Here is an 18,552-nt window from a genome sequence, read left to right as displayed (position 1 = left end):
GACGCTGGCGGTTAAGTTATAAATCAACTGGGAGAAAATAAGAACATGCAATTCAGCGAGGGCGCCCGTATAAGAGTGAAAAAGCGGACAAGGAAAGGTGTCGTTGTCTATGAAGGCACAGTAATGCCGACAGCGTTTTCCAAGAACATAGTTATAAAGCTCGACAACGGCTACAACATCGGCATACGCCCTGAAAACGCCGAAATCGAGGTCATAAGCGGAACTGAGGGCAGAGCAGAACGAGATACATCACGAGCGGAGAGGCAAATGAAAAAAGAGGCAAGGGGAAAGCCGACTATTTCCATACTCTCGACGGGTGGGACGATTGCGAGCAAGGTGGATTACCGCACCGGTGCTGTAACGGCACAGTTCACAACGGAGGACATCTTAGAGGCGATTCCAGAGCTTGAGGAGCTTGCGAACATTGAGGGCAAGGTAATTTACAGCATACTGAGCGAGAATATGCGTCCCGAGCACTGGATGCAGCTGGCGAAGGTGGTTTATAACGAAGTGAAAAGGGGCGCTGACGGCATCATTATTACCCATGGGACGGATACTATGGGCTACACGGCGGCGGCGCTCTCCTTCATGCTGCGCTCGCCGGTTCCGGTGGTGCTGGTCGGCTCGCAGCGCAGCGCAGACCGCCCGTCGAGCGACAGCGCAATGAACGCCATCTGTGCGGCAAAAGTTGCTACTTCCGACATCGCGGAAGTAACTATCGTGATGCATGGGGGCACGTCCGATGACTTCTGCTACGTGCACCGTGGCACGAGAGTGCGAAAGATGCACACTTCCGCCCGAGATGCTTTCCGCTCGATAAACGCATTGCCGCTCGCAAAAGTGCATTACGGCTCTAAAGCAGGCGTGCCTCGTATCGAAGACTTGAAGATAGAAATTCTTGACGAGAATTACAGGCGGCGGGGCGAAGGTGAGCCTGAGCTGCGGGCGCACATCGAGAAAAGGTGTGCGCTCGTGAAGTTCTACCCCGGAGCAGACCCGGAAGTTATTGAGTTTTTCTTGGAAAGGTATAAAGGGGTCGTCATCGAAGGCACTGGCTTGGGACACGTCTCAAGCGAGTGGATTCCGAAGATTAAGAGGGCGGTGGAGCGTGGCGTAGTCGTCGTGATGGCGTCACAGTGCCTCTACGGGCGTGTCTGTGACCGTGTCTACGACACCGGGCGAGACCTTTTAAAAGCAGGCGTCATCGAGGGTGGTGATATGCTCCCCGAGACCGCACTCGTGAAGTTGATGTGGGCACTTGGCGCTACGAGCGACGTCGAAGAGGTGAAAAAGATAATGCAGACGAACGTTGTGGGCGAGCTCTCAGAGCGAACTTGCGTTTTATGCGTGGAAAGTTAGTTGCACGACGCCGATTTTGAAATTTAAAGTGTTGAAAGGCTTAAGAACGATGTTAGATGCGTCTCCGAGCTTGAAGAGCTAAGACCGAATCACAGTATTTTGTCCCCATGCATCGTCTTGACGGTCATTTTCCCGGTGCATGTGTCCAAGATTACCGTTCTGCCGTGATTTCCACCTGTGTCCTCGGCGATGAGCCGCACACCCATGTTTCTCAGAGCCTCCTTGACTGCTCTCACGTTTTCCTCCCCGATGCTCACCGTCATAGTCTCCGGAAACATGCAGGCGCCGCCCGCTACCTTCGCCACAACTCGCCCCTTTTCCGCCCCTGCCTTCAACATCTCGTCTAAGAGCAGACGCACGGCATCCTCGGCGAACCGCCCATCCACGCCGCCGTTAGCATCGCAAAAAATGCTAACACGCCGCCGCGGCAGCATCACGTGCGCCAAGCCTCCGACTCTGGCGATAGGGTCGTAAAGGGCGACGGCTACGCAAGAACCCAACCCCACAATTCTCAAAACTTCTGGATTGTGAGAAACCCGCACCTCGCCGATTCCGACGTCTCGCTCTTTTGGCTTAGACACCATTTATTTTCGCCTCAAGTAGCGCAAGCATCTTCCTCAGACCGTCGAGGGAAGGGAAAAGTAGAATGTAGCCGTGGATATCATTCTCTTCTTCGGAGAAGTCGCACTCGAAAAGAATGATGCGGTCGGTGGCAACTGCGAGTATTGCGCTCTCGACGATGGCGCCTACGAAATCGAAGGCAAAGGACGGCGGAGAGGGAACGACGGAGACGCCGAGGAATTCCGAGAGGGCATCACAGAACGCCGATGCCAGTATGTTCCCAACTTCATTCAGCGCCGACCGCTCAAGCTCCGAGTTTATATTCTGCGTCTCCCCTACCGCTTTGCCCATGAGGACATCAACGAGCGTGAGGGCGCTGCGTTCTGGGAATAGAATCTGCATGTAGCCAGAGATCTCACCTCTCAGCTTGAAAAAGATGCCGGCGGCTATTTTATCGCCCCTCATGGTTTTTTTTGCATCTTCCAGCCGCAAAAGCTCCACACGAGGCACGTTTATGTGAACAAGCTTCCCGCCCAGCATTTCCGAGAGTGACGTAACTGCATGACCCGAACCAATGTTGGCAAGCTCCCGCAAAGCGTCCTTCTGGAACGGGCTTAGCACACCAGCGTTAAAGGCGATTCCAAGCTCCTTAAATCCTAACTTTGCCATAACGCCCCCCCAATCAAATTAGAGTTAGAACGTCAAGTATCGGCACCACCCTGCCGTCTCCGAGAATTGTAAAGCCGCTGAGCCCTTTGACACCTTGCAACAGCTTCCCCAGCGGCTTTACTACTATCTCTTGTTGCTCGATTATGGAGTCCACGAACAAGCCGAGCTTCTCGCCGCTACGCTCGACAACGACCACGGCATTTGGCTTTTCTTCACCATTGGGCAGCTCAAGGAGGCAACGCAAAGAGAGTAGCGGCAAGAGCGAGCCCCGCAGCAGCATCACTTGCTCGCCGTGCAATTGCCGCACGTTGCCGTTCAGGTCTGACCATCTTACAACCTCGACGACGCTCGAAAGCGGAATCGCATAAAGCTCGTCGCCCACGCTGATGAGCAGCGCTTGTATGATGGCAGTCGTCAGCGGAAGCCGCAGCGTTATCCTCGTTCCGCAGTCCTTTTCCGACGTTATTTCCACGGTGCCGCCGAGCGCCTCGACTTTGCTCTTCACAACGTCCATCCCGACACCCCTTCCTGAGGTCTCGGTGGCGGCGTCAGCAGTGCTGAAGCCCGGAGTGAAAATGAGTGCCGATGCGTCGGCGTTGCTGAGCCTTGCAGCGTCAGCCTCCGAAATTAGTCCTTTAGCGACCGCTTTCGCCTTCACCTTTTGCACGTCAATGCCACGCCCGTCGTCCTCGACTGTGATGGAGACGTGCCCACGCTCACGCTGCGCAGTCAGCCTTACCCGCCCCTTACGATTTTTGCCCTTACTCTCCCGCTCCTCAGGCGGCTCGATACCATGGTCTATGGCGTTTCTTAAAAGGTGAATTAAGGGTTCTACGATTTCGTCGAGGACTGTCCTGTCAAGCTCTATCTCTTTGCCTTCAATGATAAATTCAACCTCCTTGCTGAGCTTTCTACAGAGGTCCCGCACAAGCTTCGGGAAGCGGTTAAAGATATGTTCGACGGAAACCATCCGCATTTGCATGATTTCATATTGTAAATCGGTAATCGTGCGCTCGACGATGGACATCGTGTCGCCCAGCTCCTTAATCCCGTATTTGCGGGCGATTTGCACGAGCCGCCCCTTGTTGATCACGAGCTCACCGACGAGGTTCACGACGGTATCGAGCTTTTCTATGCCGACCCTGACGCTTCTTATGCCCTCTTCCCGCTTCTTACTTTTCTCGGTTCTCGCCTGCTTCGTTTCTTGTGACTCTTCTTGTAACTCCCGCACCTTCACGCACTCGATTTCTGCAATTGCGTTCAAAACTCGCTTTATGTCAGCTTCGTCGGCATCTGTTACCAAAACCACCTTGAACTCAAAGTCAAATCGTTCCTCCTCGATGTCTTGCGGCGGTGGTGTTGTTTTAACAATCTCTCCCACTTCAGAAAGTCCTTTCAAGATGAGAAAGCCACGAGCGCCCTTGAACATACAACTCTTGTCTAAAACAACCGTTATTTCGTAAGTTCTATTTCTTCCCTCTCTCTTTTCAGTCTTCTCTTCCACAGCATCCGACTCGCAACTTTTAGTGACGCTTGCGGCGCCTTCAGCATCAGCGCTCATAGTGTCTGCGCTTGCGGATACGCACGCGTCTAACTTCGAAAGAAGTGTCGAAATTTCAGTTTCAGCTTCGGCATCGGTAGTAACTTCCTGTCCTTGTGTTTCGATGTTTTGTAGCAATTCTTCAAGCGTCGCAGCGCTTTCCAGCAGCACGTCCACCACTTCAGACGTCGCGTCGACCCTGTTGTTCCTTATCGAGTCGAGGACGTTTTCCAAAGCATGACAGAGTTGCTCCATATATCTAAAGCCCATAGATGCCGCCATGCCCTTGATGGTATGTGCCGCCCTGAAAGCTTCGTGGACAGCGTCTGCGTCGCCGCTTTCCAGCGAGAGCACAGCATGTATCAGTGTTTGCACGTGCTCGCCCGTTTCGTCCAAAAACACTTGCAAGTATTTTGTTACATCTACACCCCCGTCATTCAATATTCTCACCCACCGTTAAGAGCGTTCAATATTCCTTTTGGGATTTCGTGCAACGGCGCAACAATATCCACGCAGCCCGTCTCGATAGCGGCTTTCGGCATGCCGAAGATTAGCGACGTTCTCTCGTCGCAGGCTATCGTCCGCCCGCCTCGCTCCTTAATGCGTATGATGCCCGCGGCGCCGTCCCTACCCATACCGGTCAGCACGACGCCCACCACGTTCTCGCCGTAAGCGTCAGCTGCGGAGCGCATCGTCACGTCAGCGGACGGGCGGACAGCATTCACCGGCGGCTCCTTGTTCAGCTCCACTTTACGGTCGTTAATCAGCATGTGAAAATCGCCCGGCGCGATGAGCACGCATCCGTCTTTTATCTCGTCGCCGTTCTCAGCTTCTTTAACTTGCAACTCGCAAGCTGCGTTCAGACGCTCCGCCAACGCCCTCGTGAAAAACGGCGGCATGTGTTGCACGACGAGCACGCCGGCGGGCAGCGACGCAGGTAGGGCAAAAAGCACTTCCGAGAGCGCCCTCGGACCGCCCGTGGACGCCGCAATTACAACGACCCGCTCGCTCCGACGACCCGGCTCGAAGCCGGCAACACTGCCGGCCTTGGATACTCTCCTCCCTTGCGTCAGCGTTGTCCCTCTCGCTCTTGCCGCCGCTTTAATTTTCGCAAGCAACTCCGAACGCACTTTCTCGATGTCAAGGGAAATCGAGCCAGAAGGCTTGGGCACGAAGTCGAAAGCGCCGCTCTCTAAGGCTTCAAGCGTCGTTCGTGCCCCTTCCTGCGTATGCGCGCTGAGCATTATCACAGGCGTGGGCTTCTGCCTCATTATTTCTTTAAGAGCACCGATACCGTCGAGCCGTGGCATTTCCACGTCCATCGTTATGACGTCCGGGCTTAGCTCTTCTAATTTCTCCAAAGCATCTTCGCCATCCCTCGCAACGCCCACAACTTCGACCTCCTCGTCGCTGCAGAGCATATCTGATATTAGGATGCGCATGAATGCTGAATCGTCAACTACAAGCACACCTATCTTTTTTTCTCCGCTCATGCTCATAAATCAAGAATTCAGCACTTTGCTTACCTCCTCCAGCACCTTCGGCGCCTGGAATGGTTTGACAATGTAGCCTTTGGCGCCGGCTTTCATCGCTTCGAGCACCATCGCTTGCTGGCCGACTGCGGTGCACATTATCACTTTTGCGCTCGGGTCAAGCTGCGTTATCGCCTTGAGCGCTTCAATGCCGTTCATCCCCGGCATCACAACATCCATGGTAACAAGGTCCGGCTTTAGCTCTTTGTATTTCTCGACCGCACTCTCGCCATTTTCTGCCTCGTGGACCTCGTGCCCATTCGTTTTGAGAATGTTCTTTAGCATCATGCGCATGAACGCCGCGTCATCCACGATTAAAATCTTCGCCATGGAAAACCACCCCTGTCAAACCTCTTCTAACAATTAACTACCCTCTGAACCACTTCAATCAGCCACCGCCAAACGTCCCGTCCTTAGAGCGTTCGACCACGTATTTAATACCGTATTTCGTGAGTTTCGGCGGGCGGGCGGCGTCACCTGAAAATTCGATTAGTCCACGCTCCGCCAGACTCTCAATGTGCCGTTGGAGCTCGTTATCGCTTAATCCCAGCGTCATCGCAGCGTTCTCACCAAAAACGCCCGTGTATATCATATAAAGAATCAGATTCTCCACGTCAGGCAACTTTTCTTTCACCCTGTAAGCCTCGAACAGCTCGAGGATATGCCTGTAGAGCGCCGACATCGTGTCGCTTTCGGTGATAACAATGCTCGACACGACGTCGCCGTTTTCGAAGTGGTCAATAGATATCGCACTATATTCCGTGCCCTTGTAGCGGCTTCGCTTCTTCTCTTCGACGTTTACAATGTCGTCCCATTCGATGCGTTTGACGCTGTTGTCCCCGACGATCCAGAGCGCCACGTCGGAAAGCATCAGCACACCCCGTTCAAGTTCGAGGTTCTTTTCCAGCGAGAGCACGCCGCCGACACCGGCATGCGTGAAATAAACGTCGAACTTGTCAATACCCATCCGCAGAAGCAACAACCGCTCCAAACGACGCAGCGTCTCGACGTCCATGGATATGAACGTAGTAAAAGGCGTTTTCGCCCCCGCCCGTGCCGGCGGCATAATTTCAGTGTGTTTCACCACGAGCCTCCTCTTTTTTTCTTCGAGTCTCACGTCCCGTACGCTACGTAATGGTATCCAGTGGCGGTGGAACAGCGTCCGCAACCATAAACCCCCTTCATCAATCGACAGCGTCCCGTTACGCCACTTCCCGTCCGCCGTCGGCAGCAAGAATCGCACTTTCATGCGAGCTGCGAGCGCTCGTCTTCGTTCAGCACTTTCTTCAGGTCTATTAAAATGAGCAAGCGTTCTGGCAGCTTCCCGATGCCCTTAAGGTATTGTGTCCGCACGTTTTTCATCATCGGCGGCACGCCCTCGATGTCGCTTTCCGGCAGCCTTATGACCTCGGAGACGGCGTCCACTTCCATGCCCACGACGTTCCCATCCATCTCCACGACGATTATCCGCTCTTGATGTTCGTCGCCGCCCTCTTTATTAGGCAAGCCGAGCTTCTTCCGCAGATTAATAATCGTGGTGATTTGTCCCCGCAAGTTAATTACGCCTCGCACGAAGTCCGGCGCCCTTGGCACCCTTGTTATCTCGGTCTTCCTAATGATTTCCCGCACTTGCATGATATCTACACCGAATTCTTCATCACCAAGCTTGAAGACGACGAGCTGCCGCTCCCCCGCCGGTTTTGTAGCTTGCGGGCTTTCGGTCACGCTTGCCGGCGGCGGTTGTGTTGGCTGCGTTGCCGAATCCACCATCACAACCACCACCGCTACTCAAGCTTGAACTTCGATATCATCTGCATTGCCGTATCCGAAAGTTCGGCGAGCCGCTGCATGCCGGCTGTAAGCTGCTCGACCGCCGCCGTTTGTTCTTCGATCGCAGCAGAGGTTTCCTCGGCGGCGCTTGCGCTTTCCTCAGCGGTGCTCGCTACGTCGTCCATACCTCTCGAGACCTTTGCGATGTTCTCCATGCTCCGTCTCGCATCTTCGGCGATGCGTTCCAGTCGCTCTTTTACGTCGGACATCATGGTGGCGATGCTGCTCACGCCGCTTATTGCGTCCTCCATCGCCTTCGAACCTGCCGCTGCTCGCTCTTTACTCGTGCTCACTGCCTCTATAACGTTCTTAGTTTCCTTTTGCACGTTCTTTATCATTGCTGCTATGTCCTCGGTGGACTTCTTTGACTTCTCTGCAAGTTTCCTAACCTCTTCAGCAACAACAGCAAAGCCACGCCCGTATTCGCCAGCTCTCGCAGCTTCTATTGCAGCGTTCAACGCCAACAGGTTCGTTTGGTCAGCGATGTCTTTTATGGCGCTTGTAATTACACCTATATGCTCAACGGCGTTGTTCAGCCGCTCTACGGCGTCGAACGCGTTTTTGACCGCCTCTTGAATCTCACCCATGTCCTTGGCGGTGCTTTGCGCCTGCTCATCCACGGTTTTCGCAACGACAGCGCTCTCAGCCGCGAACTTCAGGGCTTCCTCGACGCTTGCTTGCACGTTCTCGAACATCGTGGCGGTGTCCTTAAGCGTTTTTGCCGAATCGCTCACAACGTCGGTGAGGCTCTGAGCGCCTTTCGCAATTTCTTGCGACGCCGACGCTATCTGCTGCATCCCGGCATTCACCTGCTCAACCGATGTTGCTGACTCCTTCGCTATTCCAGAGACGGTCTGCATCGTTTCTTTGAGCTCAGAAAGGAGGTCGCCCACGTTCGCCACGGTCTGATTGAGCATGTCAAATACTGTCCCGACCAAGTCATCCCGCTCTTTCTCGACACGAACAGTCATGTCGCCCCTTGCAATCTTGGAAAATGCCTCGGAAAGCCGCTCGACTTGCTGTTGCAAGTATTCATGCTGCGTCTCCATTTCGGCGAGCAGACGCCTCTGCTCCGTGATGTCGACACCGGTGAAGAGCCAGCCTGTTGTGTTCCCATCGGCGTCTTTCAACCTCGTCTCCGCCACCGAGAGGATAACGGTCTCGCCGTCCTTGTTGACCCAAGGAATTTCGTAGCCGGCGGCAACGTCCTCACCCTGCTTAAGATGCTCTTTCCACATCCGTCTGAACGCCGCAAGCGCTTCTTCTGTGAAGAACGGGAGTTCTGGCGCCCGCTTTCCAAGGATTTCGTCACGACGGTAACCCGTGATTTTTTCGAGTGCCGGATTCACCATGACAAAGTGCCCATCGGTGTCGAGAAGAGCAACGACGATGGGCATCGAGCTTATAATCTGCTCGTTTTGCCGCCTTTCACTCTCGATTTTCTTCGTGGCTTCCTTGAGTTCTGAGATATCTCTGCCAAAAGTAACGTAGCCGATAGGCTCACCACGCTCGTCCCGCATGACCGTCGCTGAGAACAGCGCAGGGATTACCTTCCCCCCTTTGAGTATCAGCGGAACTTCGACGTTTCTGATAGCGTCGAGCTTCGGCAGCTCCTCCAACAGCAGCTTTTTAATCTGCGGACGCAACTCCGGCGGGAACCACGGCGCCTCCCAGAAACACATGCCCTTGACATCCTCAGTCGTGTAACCGCTATCCGCCTCCGCTGCCTTATTCATCATGACTATTTCCCCTTCTAAGTCAATGACTACCATATAGTCAGCCATACTGTCAAGGATGCTGTTCAAGTGAGCATTCATCTCTCGCTGCTTCTCGGCAGCGGCATCCATCTCGTCAAGCAGGCGGTTCACGAGCGTTCCGAGATCCTTAGCATCAGCTTCGAGCTTTTCGACGTTGACTCGTGCAGAGAGGTTGCCCTTGGCGACGGCGTCGAGCGTTTTTGCGATTTGTTCGTTAGAGGTTCTGAAGGCATCTCGCATCATTTCGAGCGTGCTCGTCGCCGAGCTGAATTGCTCCATGAATTGCTCCATCTGGGCTCTGAGGTTCTCTTCCTGCTCGCTGATGCGGCGCTTCAGAGCAGAATTTTCGCTCTGCAGCTTTTTAATTTCACGCTTTGCAGCTTCAAGCTCGTTAAGAAGCTCGTTCTTCGTGAGTTTCGGTTGCGGCACAGTGGCGCCTGCATCGCTTTCCTTCAAAGCTTCTTGCACCATACGCTGACACATTATCGAAACTTCAAAAAAATATTTTCTAATCTTAAACTAAATTAAATGATACATGGTATATTTGTATAAATTATTAAAAAATAAATTTCAAATAATTGCAACTTATTTCTCAACACGCTCCTCCGCAAGCTCCTCCTCAAGAGTCTCTCGCACGTCCGTCGCAAGCACCAGAAGCTCGTGGATGTTCACGTCCTCCAGCTCCTCAAGCAGTGGGTTCGTCTCCTTTACGCTCTCCACTTCCTCCTTCAATTTTAGAAGGAGGTCGTCGTCATCGACTTTCGTCTCGCTCTCGTCTTCGTCAAGCTCCACCTCGTCCTCCGGCGGCGTTTCCTGCCTCCACCATTCCTCCACCTCTTTTTTCCGCACTTCTTCCTCTTCCAGCCTCGACAACACCTCTAAAGCCTCTTTTTCCAACTCTTCATCTTTCTTCTTCCCTCTTCTGAACATCTCACCCCTCCTAAATTATTTGCATCGCAAATATTTTAGAGACGAGCGCCGAGACTGCGAGCAACACGGCGCCGGAGATGAAGCACATGACAGTTGCGAAGTAGAAGATTTTGAAGTTAGAACCGCCCTCTGCAGCCTTAGGCGCCAGCGAGTTCGCGACCGTTAGAATGAGTATCGTGATGAAGACGAAGTTCTTGATGAAAGGTGCGTCCATGACTCCAAAATTGCCGATGAAACCGATGCCCGTTGGAAGTTGGGCGGCGGCGCCTGCCATTTCGGGCATGTGCTCTACGAACATCCTGCGTATTGCGTCGTTAAAGGTGGTAAGCGTGCCCGCAACGAACGCTAAGAGCCCGGACATCGTGGCGTGCAGCGGGATGACGAGGTTGGCGAAACCTGAGGAGATGAGCTTGCGCCTCGCTCGCAACAGGACGGCGCCTAAGGTCGAGGCGCTCACGATTTTGCCTATTTCCGCAGGGTCGCCGCCGAGGTCCACGGCGTCCAAGAACGTCATCGCCGCCCTTTTTATCAACTCGCTGCCGGTCTCTCCGACGAAACGCTCCCAACATATCCTCGGCGATATCCCCATCGCAAGCCTCGTGTGCAACAATTTTATTTCATTCTCAAGGACGCCGACCGCCTTCCTGTCAAGGTTTTCCATGGCTCTTGTCACCGTGGTTCCCATAGAGCCCGCAGTTATGCCAAGCATCTTGAAAAACGTCGAGGCGTCGGCATCTCGTCTATCTATTTTCCAGTCGTCTATTTTGGCAAGAATGCCTATCGGCGCAAATAAGGCAGCAGTGAGCATGAAAAGCTTCCAAGCGCCGTTACTGCTGGCGACGCCCATAGCAAAAAGGAAGGTGTCAAGCATCAACGCCGTCGGAACGAGCGTCACGCATAGCAACCTTGCTAACTTCTGCTCTTTCGGCTTCGTTTGGAGGGCGTGCACTTTTATCTCCTTCGGCGAAACTCGCCATATTACATATGCGCCGAACAGAGAGACAGAAGCTATGAGGAGCATTGTAAGAATGATGGTCGTTTGCGTACCCCCAATACTAAATATCATCATTGACATCAGGATGACGGTGGCTATGAGCGTTGTCGAGACGAGGAGAGCAGTGTAGCCATCTGTCCACTTCCTTAAGGATTCCAAAGCCCGTTCATACTTGTTTGTGTAAATTTCCAACATCGTTTCAGTTTCGGTCTTCAGAAATTCCTTTTCAGGCTCGCCGGTGCTCATCGCCGAAGATAGGCGACGCAGAAAGTCTTTCACGAGCGGCACTTTTGTCCTTTCTGAGACGAGCTTGCAGGCATTCGCATATCCGTAGCTCCAGTTCCTCGCAAGCACAAAGATTTTACGTAAATAACGAGCGGGCACGTATTCTTGACGAGATGTATATTCAAAAAGTATGTCTCTGGAAATGCCAGCGGTGGCAATTGCACTCATATAAGTGAGCATGGAAAGCATGTCGAAATATAAAATGTCCCGCTCTCGGAAGCTTAGCTCCGCACGGGCGGCTTTGTCTTCCTTGTCTTTCTTAATCCTCAAAAAGATATCCTTGAGGGATTCGGGTATGTTCCACTCTTCAGCCTTCTCACTCGCCACCATAACACTCCCTATACCGTCATTACACTACACCCTCTTTCTCAATCTTTGAAATTGCAGCAAAAAGGTCGTAGAAGTTCGTGATGCCGCTCTCGTGCAGCTTCTTCAGAATCTTCGCCCGCTTCTCAAGCTCTCGGTAAATCTCCCTCTTTTTCTTCCCCGTCATCCCTCGTTTTACAGCTATTTTGTTCTCAAGCAAATACGAGTTCATGTTGCCGCTGAACACGAAGCGGTCCCTCGCAGGGTCCCAGCTAAAAACCTCGATGAAGGCGAAGGATTCTGTAGCAGGGTCGTAGCCGACGATTTCGTTCACGCTGAGCACACGGCGCACGAGTCGTCCGTCTCGAGTGCGCACTTGACTCTGAATGATGACGAAGTTCAAGTTGTCAATATACGTCTTCGGGACGTTTATTGGGTTTCCGGTGAGACGTTGGATGAGCTTTTCGACGGACGCTGCGTGGAAAGTAGCGCAGACGCTATGCCCGGTTTGCATCGCCTGGAATGCGATGTTGCCCTCTTCACCCCGAATCTCGCCGACGATGATTTCGTTAGGGCGTTGCCGCAACGCAGCCTTCAGGAGGTCAAACATCGTTACTGAGGCTCTTCCCTCCTCATTGCTCCCTCTGACGACTTCACGAGTCCAGTTCGGGTGCGGCACTTGTATTTCGGGCGTATCCTCGATGGTAACGATTTTGAACTGCGGTGGGATGAACGTCGTGAGTGCGTTCAGCGTCGTTGTCTTTCCAGAAGCGGTCTCGCCGGAGACGAAAAAGTTCATGCCCTCCTTCATCAGAAGCCAAAAGTAGGCAGCCATCATGTAGTTGAAAGTGCCGAATTCTATGAGCTCGAGGACGCTGAGCGGCGTCTCGCTGAACTTACGAATCGTGAAGTTCGAGCCACGCTTCGAGACGTCCTCGCCGAATACGATATTTATACGAGAGCCGTCGGGGAGCGTGGCGTCCACGATGGGATTCCTGTATGAGACGGGCTTCCCTATTTTTTCTGAAAGTTTGATTATGAAGTCGTCGAGGTCTTTGGGCTCGTCGAAGCGGATGGTCGTCTTCAAGGCTTGAAAGATTTTATGCTCGACGAATATCGAACCGATGCCGCTGCACGAGATGTCCTCGATGTAGGGGTCTTGGATTAGGGGCTCGAGGACGCCCAATCCCACTTTGTCTCTGACCATTAGGTATTTGATAGCCTTTAACTGCTCCTGCGTCACGAGGATGCCGCCGTTGTTATTGAATTTTAAGAAGCCGTTGAAAAGGCGTCCGCCATTGCCATTGAAAAGGCGTCCGCCATTACCATTGAAAAGGCGTCGCCGCCGCCCGTTGCTGTTGCTCACCACGCATACTTTGTCTATATACTTTTCCAGCAGCGCTTTTTTCTCTTCTTGGTCTTCTATCCGAACCACTTCATCAATGACGTCAATGAGCTTCTTTTCGACCTCCATTATCAAATCGCTTAGGTCTTGAAACATCGAAGGCTCTATCGGGATGTAATAGTTGCGCACGTCCTCCTTGTCCGGGAAGACGTGGACCGAAATCTCGTCGCTCACCGGGTATATGATGTTTGGATACCTTAATTTTCTCAGCTCCCTCGAAAGCTTTTCATAAAATTTGGGCACGCCTATTTTTTCAAGAGGGATTACGTGAAGATAGTGAAGGACATGAGTATTTTTTTCCACATATTCCTTCCCGTCCTTAGGGAGCATCCTGAATACGCCGCAACTCCTAAGGTCCTCGTTGTGCTCTTCCATTTCATACAACGTGTCGAAAGGGAGCGCCATGGGCGTCGACACGCGCCTCACCTCCAACTTAAAAATCAAACGGTTATTTCATCCTTAATTCCAAACGCATCATTAATTCTTTTTCAACCTTTCACATTTTTTGAGCAAGCCTTTTAAAAAATATTCAATAATTTTCAAAAAAAGTATCAAATGTCCTTGCGTGAGCTGCAAATATGAGTTTGACGAAACAAGCAGTATGGACTACGACGTCGTGGTCATTGGTGGCGGACCCGCAGGATGCATTGCCGCTAAATACGCAGCTAAGCACGTTTCGACACTTGTCGTTGAAGAGCACACCAGAATTGGAGAGCCAGCACAGTGTGCAGGCTTGATAAGCGTGCGGGCTGCGGCTGAGAGCGAGCTGCGCTCGAAATTCAGGAAATGCGTGTGCAACGAGGTTAGCGGTGCGGTCTTTCACCCGCCGACGTTCCGCCCCCTGACCGTGGAAGGCAGAGAGAAGAAAGCGTTTGTGATAAGAAGAGACGTATTTGACAGGCTGTTGGCTGAGGAGGCGGCGAGGAGCGGCGCGGATTTTTTAATGCAAAGCAAGGTTGTGGGCATAAAGAGGGGCAGCGAGTCGCCGAACGAGTTAAAAATCATTTGTGAGGGTAAAGAATTGAAAATAACGGCAAAAGTGGTCGTAGGTGCTGACGGCGCCTCTGGGATAATGCAAAGAGCGTTAGGGCTGCGGATACGCCGCCTGCTGAGCTGCGTGCAGGTCTGTGGCGTTTATGAATGCGACACGAACTTCGTAGAGCTGTTTTTTGGAAGAAGTATCGCTCCGGGTTTCTTTGCGTGGGCGATTCCTGTCGGCGAAGGAGTTGCGAGGTTGGGGCTCTGTGTGGATGTAACAGTTGGTGGCGAGCCACTTCGGCGGCTCGACTTGTTTTTAAAACGCTTAAGAAAGGAAGGGAAGTTCAAAGGGTCTTCTTTCGATTTCTTGACAGGGATAATTCCGCTGGGGCCGCCGAAGCTGACGGCGGCGGCCTCAATTATGCTCCTCGGGGACGCTGCGGCGCAGGTGAAACCGGTAACCGGCGGCGGTGTTTACTACGGGATGAAATGCGGGAAGCTTGCGGGGATGCTTGCGGCAGAGGCGGCGGGTGTGAAGGCGGCAGCAAGAGAGAAGGTCGTAAGCCGCTACGACGGCATGTGGAGGCGGGAAATAGGAAGAGAAATAGGCTTTGGCATGCTGCTGCACAGGCTAAGATGCAAGATGGGGGATAAGGACTTGGACAGAATTTTTAGGGTGTTAGACGACGAAAGACTGTTAAAAATGGTAGAGGAAAAAGGGGACATGGACTATCAGTCGTCAGCGCTTCTACCTATGTTATGGAGGCTGTTGATGCATCCAAAGACCGCAGTGCCACTCTTTTTCTCGCTCGCGCGAAGCCAGCTTAAATCCTCTTAGTCGTCACCAACTCACCGCTTTGCGAATTATGAACTACCACCCGTTAAAACGAGTGGCTTCCCCCAGATAAACACGCCACTACGGCTGGAGTCGGGCTGTTCACGAGCCCCGCTGCCACCCATCTCACCTTCCTCAAAGCAGGAAGTCTCTTGATGAGTGGCACATTTTCCTTCAAATACATCAATCCTCGCTTGGCTATGTTTACCGAAGCCACTCTATCTGCGTGGTCTTGCAGTCCACAGCTACACATAAAAAGTCTCTTTCTCCTGACTCCTCTCTCCCCGCATACGGGACACGTATGCGAGGTGTTGCGAGGGTCGACCTTCTCAACCAAGATTCCTTCCCACAACGCCTTATACTCTATGAACTTTTGAATCATCGCATAGGGAATCTTGTGCAAGCGACGGTTCATCCTCTTCCCGTAATCAATTGCCTCTCTCAATCCGTTAAGGTTTTCCATTACGATGATAGGTCTCTCGAACTGCTTAGCAAACTCAACTACAATCCTCGATATCTTGTGACACCAGTCTTTTACTGTGTTCTTCTCAAGCTTTCCCAGTACTTTTAACATGGATGGCTTCTTAGACTGAACACGTTTTCTAATCATGTCAAACCTGTGTCGAAGGAATTTCAGCTCGTTGAATTCCAGAATCGCTGATTTTAACACTCTTCCGTTTTCGTCTAAAGCTGTTATGGCAACGGAGTTCTCGTTCACATCCATTCCGATGAAGGTTTTGGGTTCGTAAGACTGGTTAAAATCCTCGCTTATGGTTATGTGCAGGTAGAATTTATCGTTTTTCTTGAGCAGTTCAGCAGTTCCTATATCATACTTTCCCCTTAAAGCATTGTAGAGATAGGCAAAATCCAACTCACTCCCTTCGAGTCTTCCATGAACGTGAATTCCTGGGTAGACGGATATCCTAACCGTAAAAGCTTCCTTAACGATGTAACCCTCCTTATAGTTCATCCTAACCGGCATTGGCTTCTTTCTTGCTTTGGGGAATGAGACTTCTTTTCCCTGTCTTTTGAGTTCAAAATAGGATTTCACAGCTTCTCTCGCCTTCTCCCTTGCCATCTGTCTTGTGTTCTGAATGAGCTTTGACTTAACGGGATACTTCTCAAGCTTGTTTCTATTCGTGGTGTTCAGCTTTTTGCAGGCTTCGAGGTACTGGTTGAACACATTGCGGAATTCAAGCATAAGTTCATCGAGTAATTCTGGATTATCTGGGATGAGTTTGAAACACAGCGTTCTTACTAACTTTTTTCCCATGTTAGATAATTGTTAGATTAAGTATTTAATATTCCTCCCCCACCTTCCCCACCCACCGATTGAAATCGGTGGTCCTCTTAGCGACATTTTATAGAAGTTTGTTTATACCGTCTATCATGGCTTCAACGCTCGCTCTGACGATGTCGGCGTTCGCCGCTCTTGCGGACACGCCACTCCGCCTTGAGTGTCTCCGCCTTAACCACGACCGCCTGCCACAGCGTCAGAGCCCCCAGTAAGCGGCGTCGTCCACCCCGACCTCGCCGAAGATGTGCGGAATAATGTCTTTGCTCGTGACGAAGCATTTGAGCTTGCCGGAGACGGGTATGAGCATGCTCCCCCGATACCCTGAACCAGAGTTTCCCAAGAGCGAGGGCGGCAGCCGCATCCGTCGAGCCTACGCCCTGCGGCGAAAGCCCCGAAGGCGCCGTAGGTGCAGGTGTGCGAGTCCGCCCCGACGACCGGCATCCTCGGCTCCACGTGCTTCTCTCAGGCACCACTTGGTGACACACGCCCGCCCCAACGTCGTAAAGCGCCCCTACTCCAAATTTCGACGAAAAGCGCGCAGAAGCTTCTGATTTCCAGCAGACTGGGCGGCGGCGGGTGTTTGGTGGTCCAGGAGCATCACGAGTTTCTTGTATCCCAAATTCTCGGCTTGCTGAGCATTTCGAGCGCTTCGACCGTCAGCGGACCAGTTATGCCATTAATCATGACCAAATCCACATTTGCCTCCACAAAGCCCTCGGCTCGCCTCTCGGGAAACCTGAGGCTCTTGCTAAGATTTTCTCAGCGACGGTTTGTCCTGCCATTCCCTTCTCGAATTTTGGCACTTTAACATTTGTCAAAACTCTTCGGACAAGACTTCCGACATTCGAGACGAGAGTCCCACTATGGATTTTTAATGAATAAACATAACTTATAAATAATACGGTGACGCTTTCTAAGAGGGGGAGAGCATGCCGATATATGTGATGCTAACGACACTGACCGACGAGGGGCGAAAGACAGTGCGGGACAGACCTGAGCGAATAAAGGAGGTCAACGAAGAAGTGGAGAAGATGGGCGCAAAAGTCCTCGCCCAATATTTGATTTTCGGCCCTTACGACTTTGTGAACATCCTTGAGGCACCTGATAATGAGACTGTTGCGAAGATTGCGATTGCGCTCGGCGCACGAGGGACGATACAAACGATGACGCTGCCTGCAATCCCAGTCGATGAGTTTATAGAGAGCATGAAGAAAAAATAAACTTTCTATTTTCTTTTTTAGTAAAATGCTGCTTTTTACCCTTTTAAAAGCAAGAGATGGAGGTTATTTTAACAGAGGCATGCTCAAGAGCCAAGAGCGCCCATCCGCCCTTCCGACTTTAATCTTTCTTCTACGACGTCGGTGAAGTCATCAACATCTCTCATCTGCTCGAGTTCGTCCTTTCGTATCACGGCGGTGTTGCTCAGGCTTTCGTGCTCGACGTTACCGCTCACGATGAGGACGGATTTTGTTTTAGTGACGTAGGAGATGCTGCCTACGATTTTAGCGCGCCTTATAATATTTTTCGTGGACCGCAGCACGCCCGTGAGAATTTTGTCGAGTTCGTGCTGCGAGACTGCTCTGAACGGGGTGTGTATGGTCTCGAAGACATTAAAGCCGAGCCGTGTCATCATGCAAAGGACATACCGCTCTAGGTTGGATATGTCGCTCAGGTTTTTGGGAATTTCGGCATCGCATACCCTCTGCGTTATCTCCAGTGGCTTAATGAGCATAGTTTCAAGGAGCTCTTCCATCTTAAGTGCAACTTCTATATTCGTGCTCATGCCCTCCTCATACTTACGGACGCACCTTCTTGAGAGACCGAGCTCGGAAGCGACGTCTCCAAGGGAGAGGTCCTTCCGCTCTCGTGCCCGCCTCATCTCTTCGCCGTCTATGTTTACGTAAAGCCCGCCGGGGGCGCAATAGACATAAGGTCTTATGTGCATCACGAAATAATCCCGTAATGTGTTCACATTTACAGCAACGACGCCGTGCCGTCGGTAAACGACGCCGTCCTCCAGCGGGAAGGCGCCTTTTCTCTCGCCTACGAGGAGGGGCGAGGCGAGGAGGCAGAACGCCGCTCTTTTTATCCCGATGGCAGCAGCCTCGCCGAACGCATCTATATTCCGAAGGACTTTCACCAACAGCAAAACATCCTCACGGCGAGCGGCGAAGTCGAAGCTCTTCGTGTTACACCGCTCTGAGAGCACAAAACCGCCCTCATGCAACACATCCATGACTTTAGAGAGCAATACCTCTTTCATAGCTCCAGCTT

The 18,552-nt window shown here is 52.1% G+C and carries 16 protein-coding genes; 3 read left to right on the top strand and 13 right to left on the bottom strand.

From position 1 onward, the window contains the following. Positions 1-45 precede the first annotated feature (45 nt). Positions 46-1,359 carry a Glu-tRNA(Gln) amidotransferase subunit GatD gene (gene gatD, locus ACXJJA_RS08705; protein WP_456487824.1) on the top strand — a complete coding sequence of 438 codons (1,314 nt, stop codon included), beginning with the start codon at positions 46-48 and terminating at the stop codon, positions 1,357-1,359. A gap of 89 nt (positions 1,360-1,448) precedes the next feature. Here gatD and ACXJJA_RS08700 read toward each other — a convergent pair whose 3' ends face one another. The 11 genes from ACXJJA_RS08700 to flaI form a co-directional block, all read right to left on the bottom strand. Further along, a complete protein-coding gene (locus ACXJJA_RS08700; RefSeq protein WP_456487823.1) occupies positions 1,449-1,943 on the bottom strand; it encodes a chemotaxis protein CheD in 495 nt (164 codons plus the stop codon). Continuing rightward, positions 1,933-2,589, bottom strand: a complete 657-nt coding sequence (locus ACXJJA_RS08695; RefSeq protein WP_456487822.1) for a chemotaxis protein CheC — start codon at positions 2,587-2,589, stop codon at positions 1,933-1,935. The genes ACXJJA_RS08700 and ACXJJA_RS08695 overlap by 11 nt, the downstream gene beginning before the upstream one ends. Positions 2,590-2,602: 13 nt before the next feature. Continuing rightward, entirely contained in the window at positions 2,603-4,579 is a 1,977-nt protein-coding gene (locus tag ACXJJA_RS08690) for a chemotaxis protein CheA (RefSeq protein ID WP_456487821.1), read from the bottom strand. Continuing rightward, the gene (locus ACXJJA_RS08685) at positions 4,576-5,628 is read right to left on the bottom strand and encodes a protein-glutamate methylesterase/protein-glutamine glutaminase (protein WP_456487820.1); all 1,053 of its coding nucleotides are present in this window, start codon (positions 5,626-5,628) and stop codon (positions 4,576-4,578) included. The genes ACXJJA_RS08690 and ACXJJA_RS08685 overlap by 4 nt, the downstream gene beginning before the upstream one ends. A gap of 3 nt (positions 5,629-5,631) precedes the next feature. Beyond that, positions 5,632-5,991, bottom strand: coding sequence for a response regulator (locus tag ACXJJA_RS08680; RefSeq protein WP_456487819.1), 360 nt, complete (start codon positions 5,989-5,991; stop codon positions 5,632-5,634). Between the two features lie 58 nt (positions 5,992-6,049). Next, the gene (locus ACXJJA_RS08675) at positions 6,050-6,910 is read right to left on the bottom strand and encodes a hypothetical protein (protein WP_456487818.1); all 861 of its coding nucleotides are present in this window, start codon (positions 6,908-6,910) and stop codon (positions 6,050-6,052) included. Continuing rightward, entirely contained in the window at positions 6,907-7,431 is a 525-nt protein-coding gene (locus ACXJJA_RS08670; RefSeq protein ID WP_456487817.1) for a chemotaxis protein CheW, read from the bottom strand. Before ACXJJA_RS08670 ends, ACXJJA_RS08675 begins: the two co-directional genes overlap by 4 nt. Positions 7,432-7,445: 14 nt before the next feature. After that, complete coding sequence (locus ACXJJA_RS08665; protein WP_456487816.1) at positions 7,446-9,719, bottom strand: methyl-accepting chemotaxis protein; 2,274 nt, start codon at positions 9,717-9,719, stop codon at positions 7,446-7,448. Between the two features lie 114 nt (positions 9,720-9,833). Then, positions 9,834-10,178 carry a hypothetical protein gene (locus ACXJJA_RS08660; protein ID WP_456487815.1) on the bottom strand — a complete coding sequence of 115 codons (345 nt, stop codon included), beginning with the start codon at positions 10,176-10,178 and terminating at the stop codon, positions 9,834-9,836. Positions 10,179-10,188: 10 nt separating this feature from the next. Beyond that, the gene (locus tag ACXJJA_RS08655; RefSeq protein ID WP_456487814.1) at positions 10,189-11,787 is read right to left on the bottom strand and encodes a type II secretion system F family protein; all 1,599 of its coding nucleotides are present in this window, start codon (positions 11,785-11,787) and stop codon (positions 10,189-10,191) included. Positions 11,788-11,806: 19 nt separating this feature from the next. Continuing rightward, a complete protein-coding gene (flaI, locus tag ACXJJA_RS08650; protein WP_456487838.1) occupies positions 11,807-13,573 on the bottom strand; it encodes an archaellum flagellar ATPase motor FlaI in 1,767 nt (588 codons plus the stop codon). A gap of 160 nt (positions 13,574-13,733) precedes the next feature. Here flaI and ACXJJA_RS08645 point away from each other — a divergent pair, with 160 nt between their 5' ends. Beyond that, positions 13,734-14,984, top strand: coding sequence for a geranylgeranyl reductase family protein (locus ACXJJA_RS08645; protein ID WP_456487813.1), 1,251 nt, complete (start codon positions 13,734-13,736; stop codon positions 14,982-14,984). A 43-nt stretch (positions 14,985-15,027) separates the two neighbouring features. Here the strand turns inward: ACXJJA_RS08645 and ACXJJA_RS08640 are convergent, their stop codons facing one another. Further along, positions 15,028-16,254 carry an RNA-guided endonuclease InsQ/TnpB family protein gene (locus tag ACXJJA_RS08640; protein ID WP_456487812.1) on the bottom strand — a complete coding sequence of 409 codons (1,227 nt, stop codon included), beginning with the start codon at positions 16,252-16,254 and terminating at the stop codon, positions 15,028-15,030. A gap of 953 nt (positions 16,255-17,207) precedes the next feature. On the opposite strand from ACXJJA_RS08640, the gene ACXJJA_RS08635 reads away from it, so the two are divergent. Next, on the top strand, positions 17,208-17,498 hold the full coding sequence (locus ACXJJA_RS08635; RefSeq protein ID WP_456487811.1) for a GYD domain-containing protein: 291 nt from the start codon (positions 17,208-17,210) through the stop codon (positions 17,496-17,498). 83 nt (positions 17,499-17,581) lie between these two features. Here the strand turns inward: ACXJJA_RS08635 and ACXJJA_RS08630 are convergent, their stop codons facing one another. After that, positions 17,582-18,541, bottom strand: a complete 960-nt coding sequence (locus ACXJJA_RS08630; RefSeq protein WP_456487810.1) for a transcriptional regulator — start codon at positions 18,539-18,541, stop codon at positions 17,582-17,584. Positions 18,542-18,552 lie beyond the last annotated feature (11 nt).

Source organism: Candidatus Alkanophaga liquidiphilum, assembly GCF_053996935.1.
The sequence above is the reverse complement of the archived record's forward strand: the minus strand, read 5'-3'. Positions and strand labels throughout refer to the sequence as shown.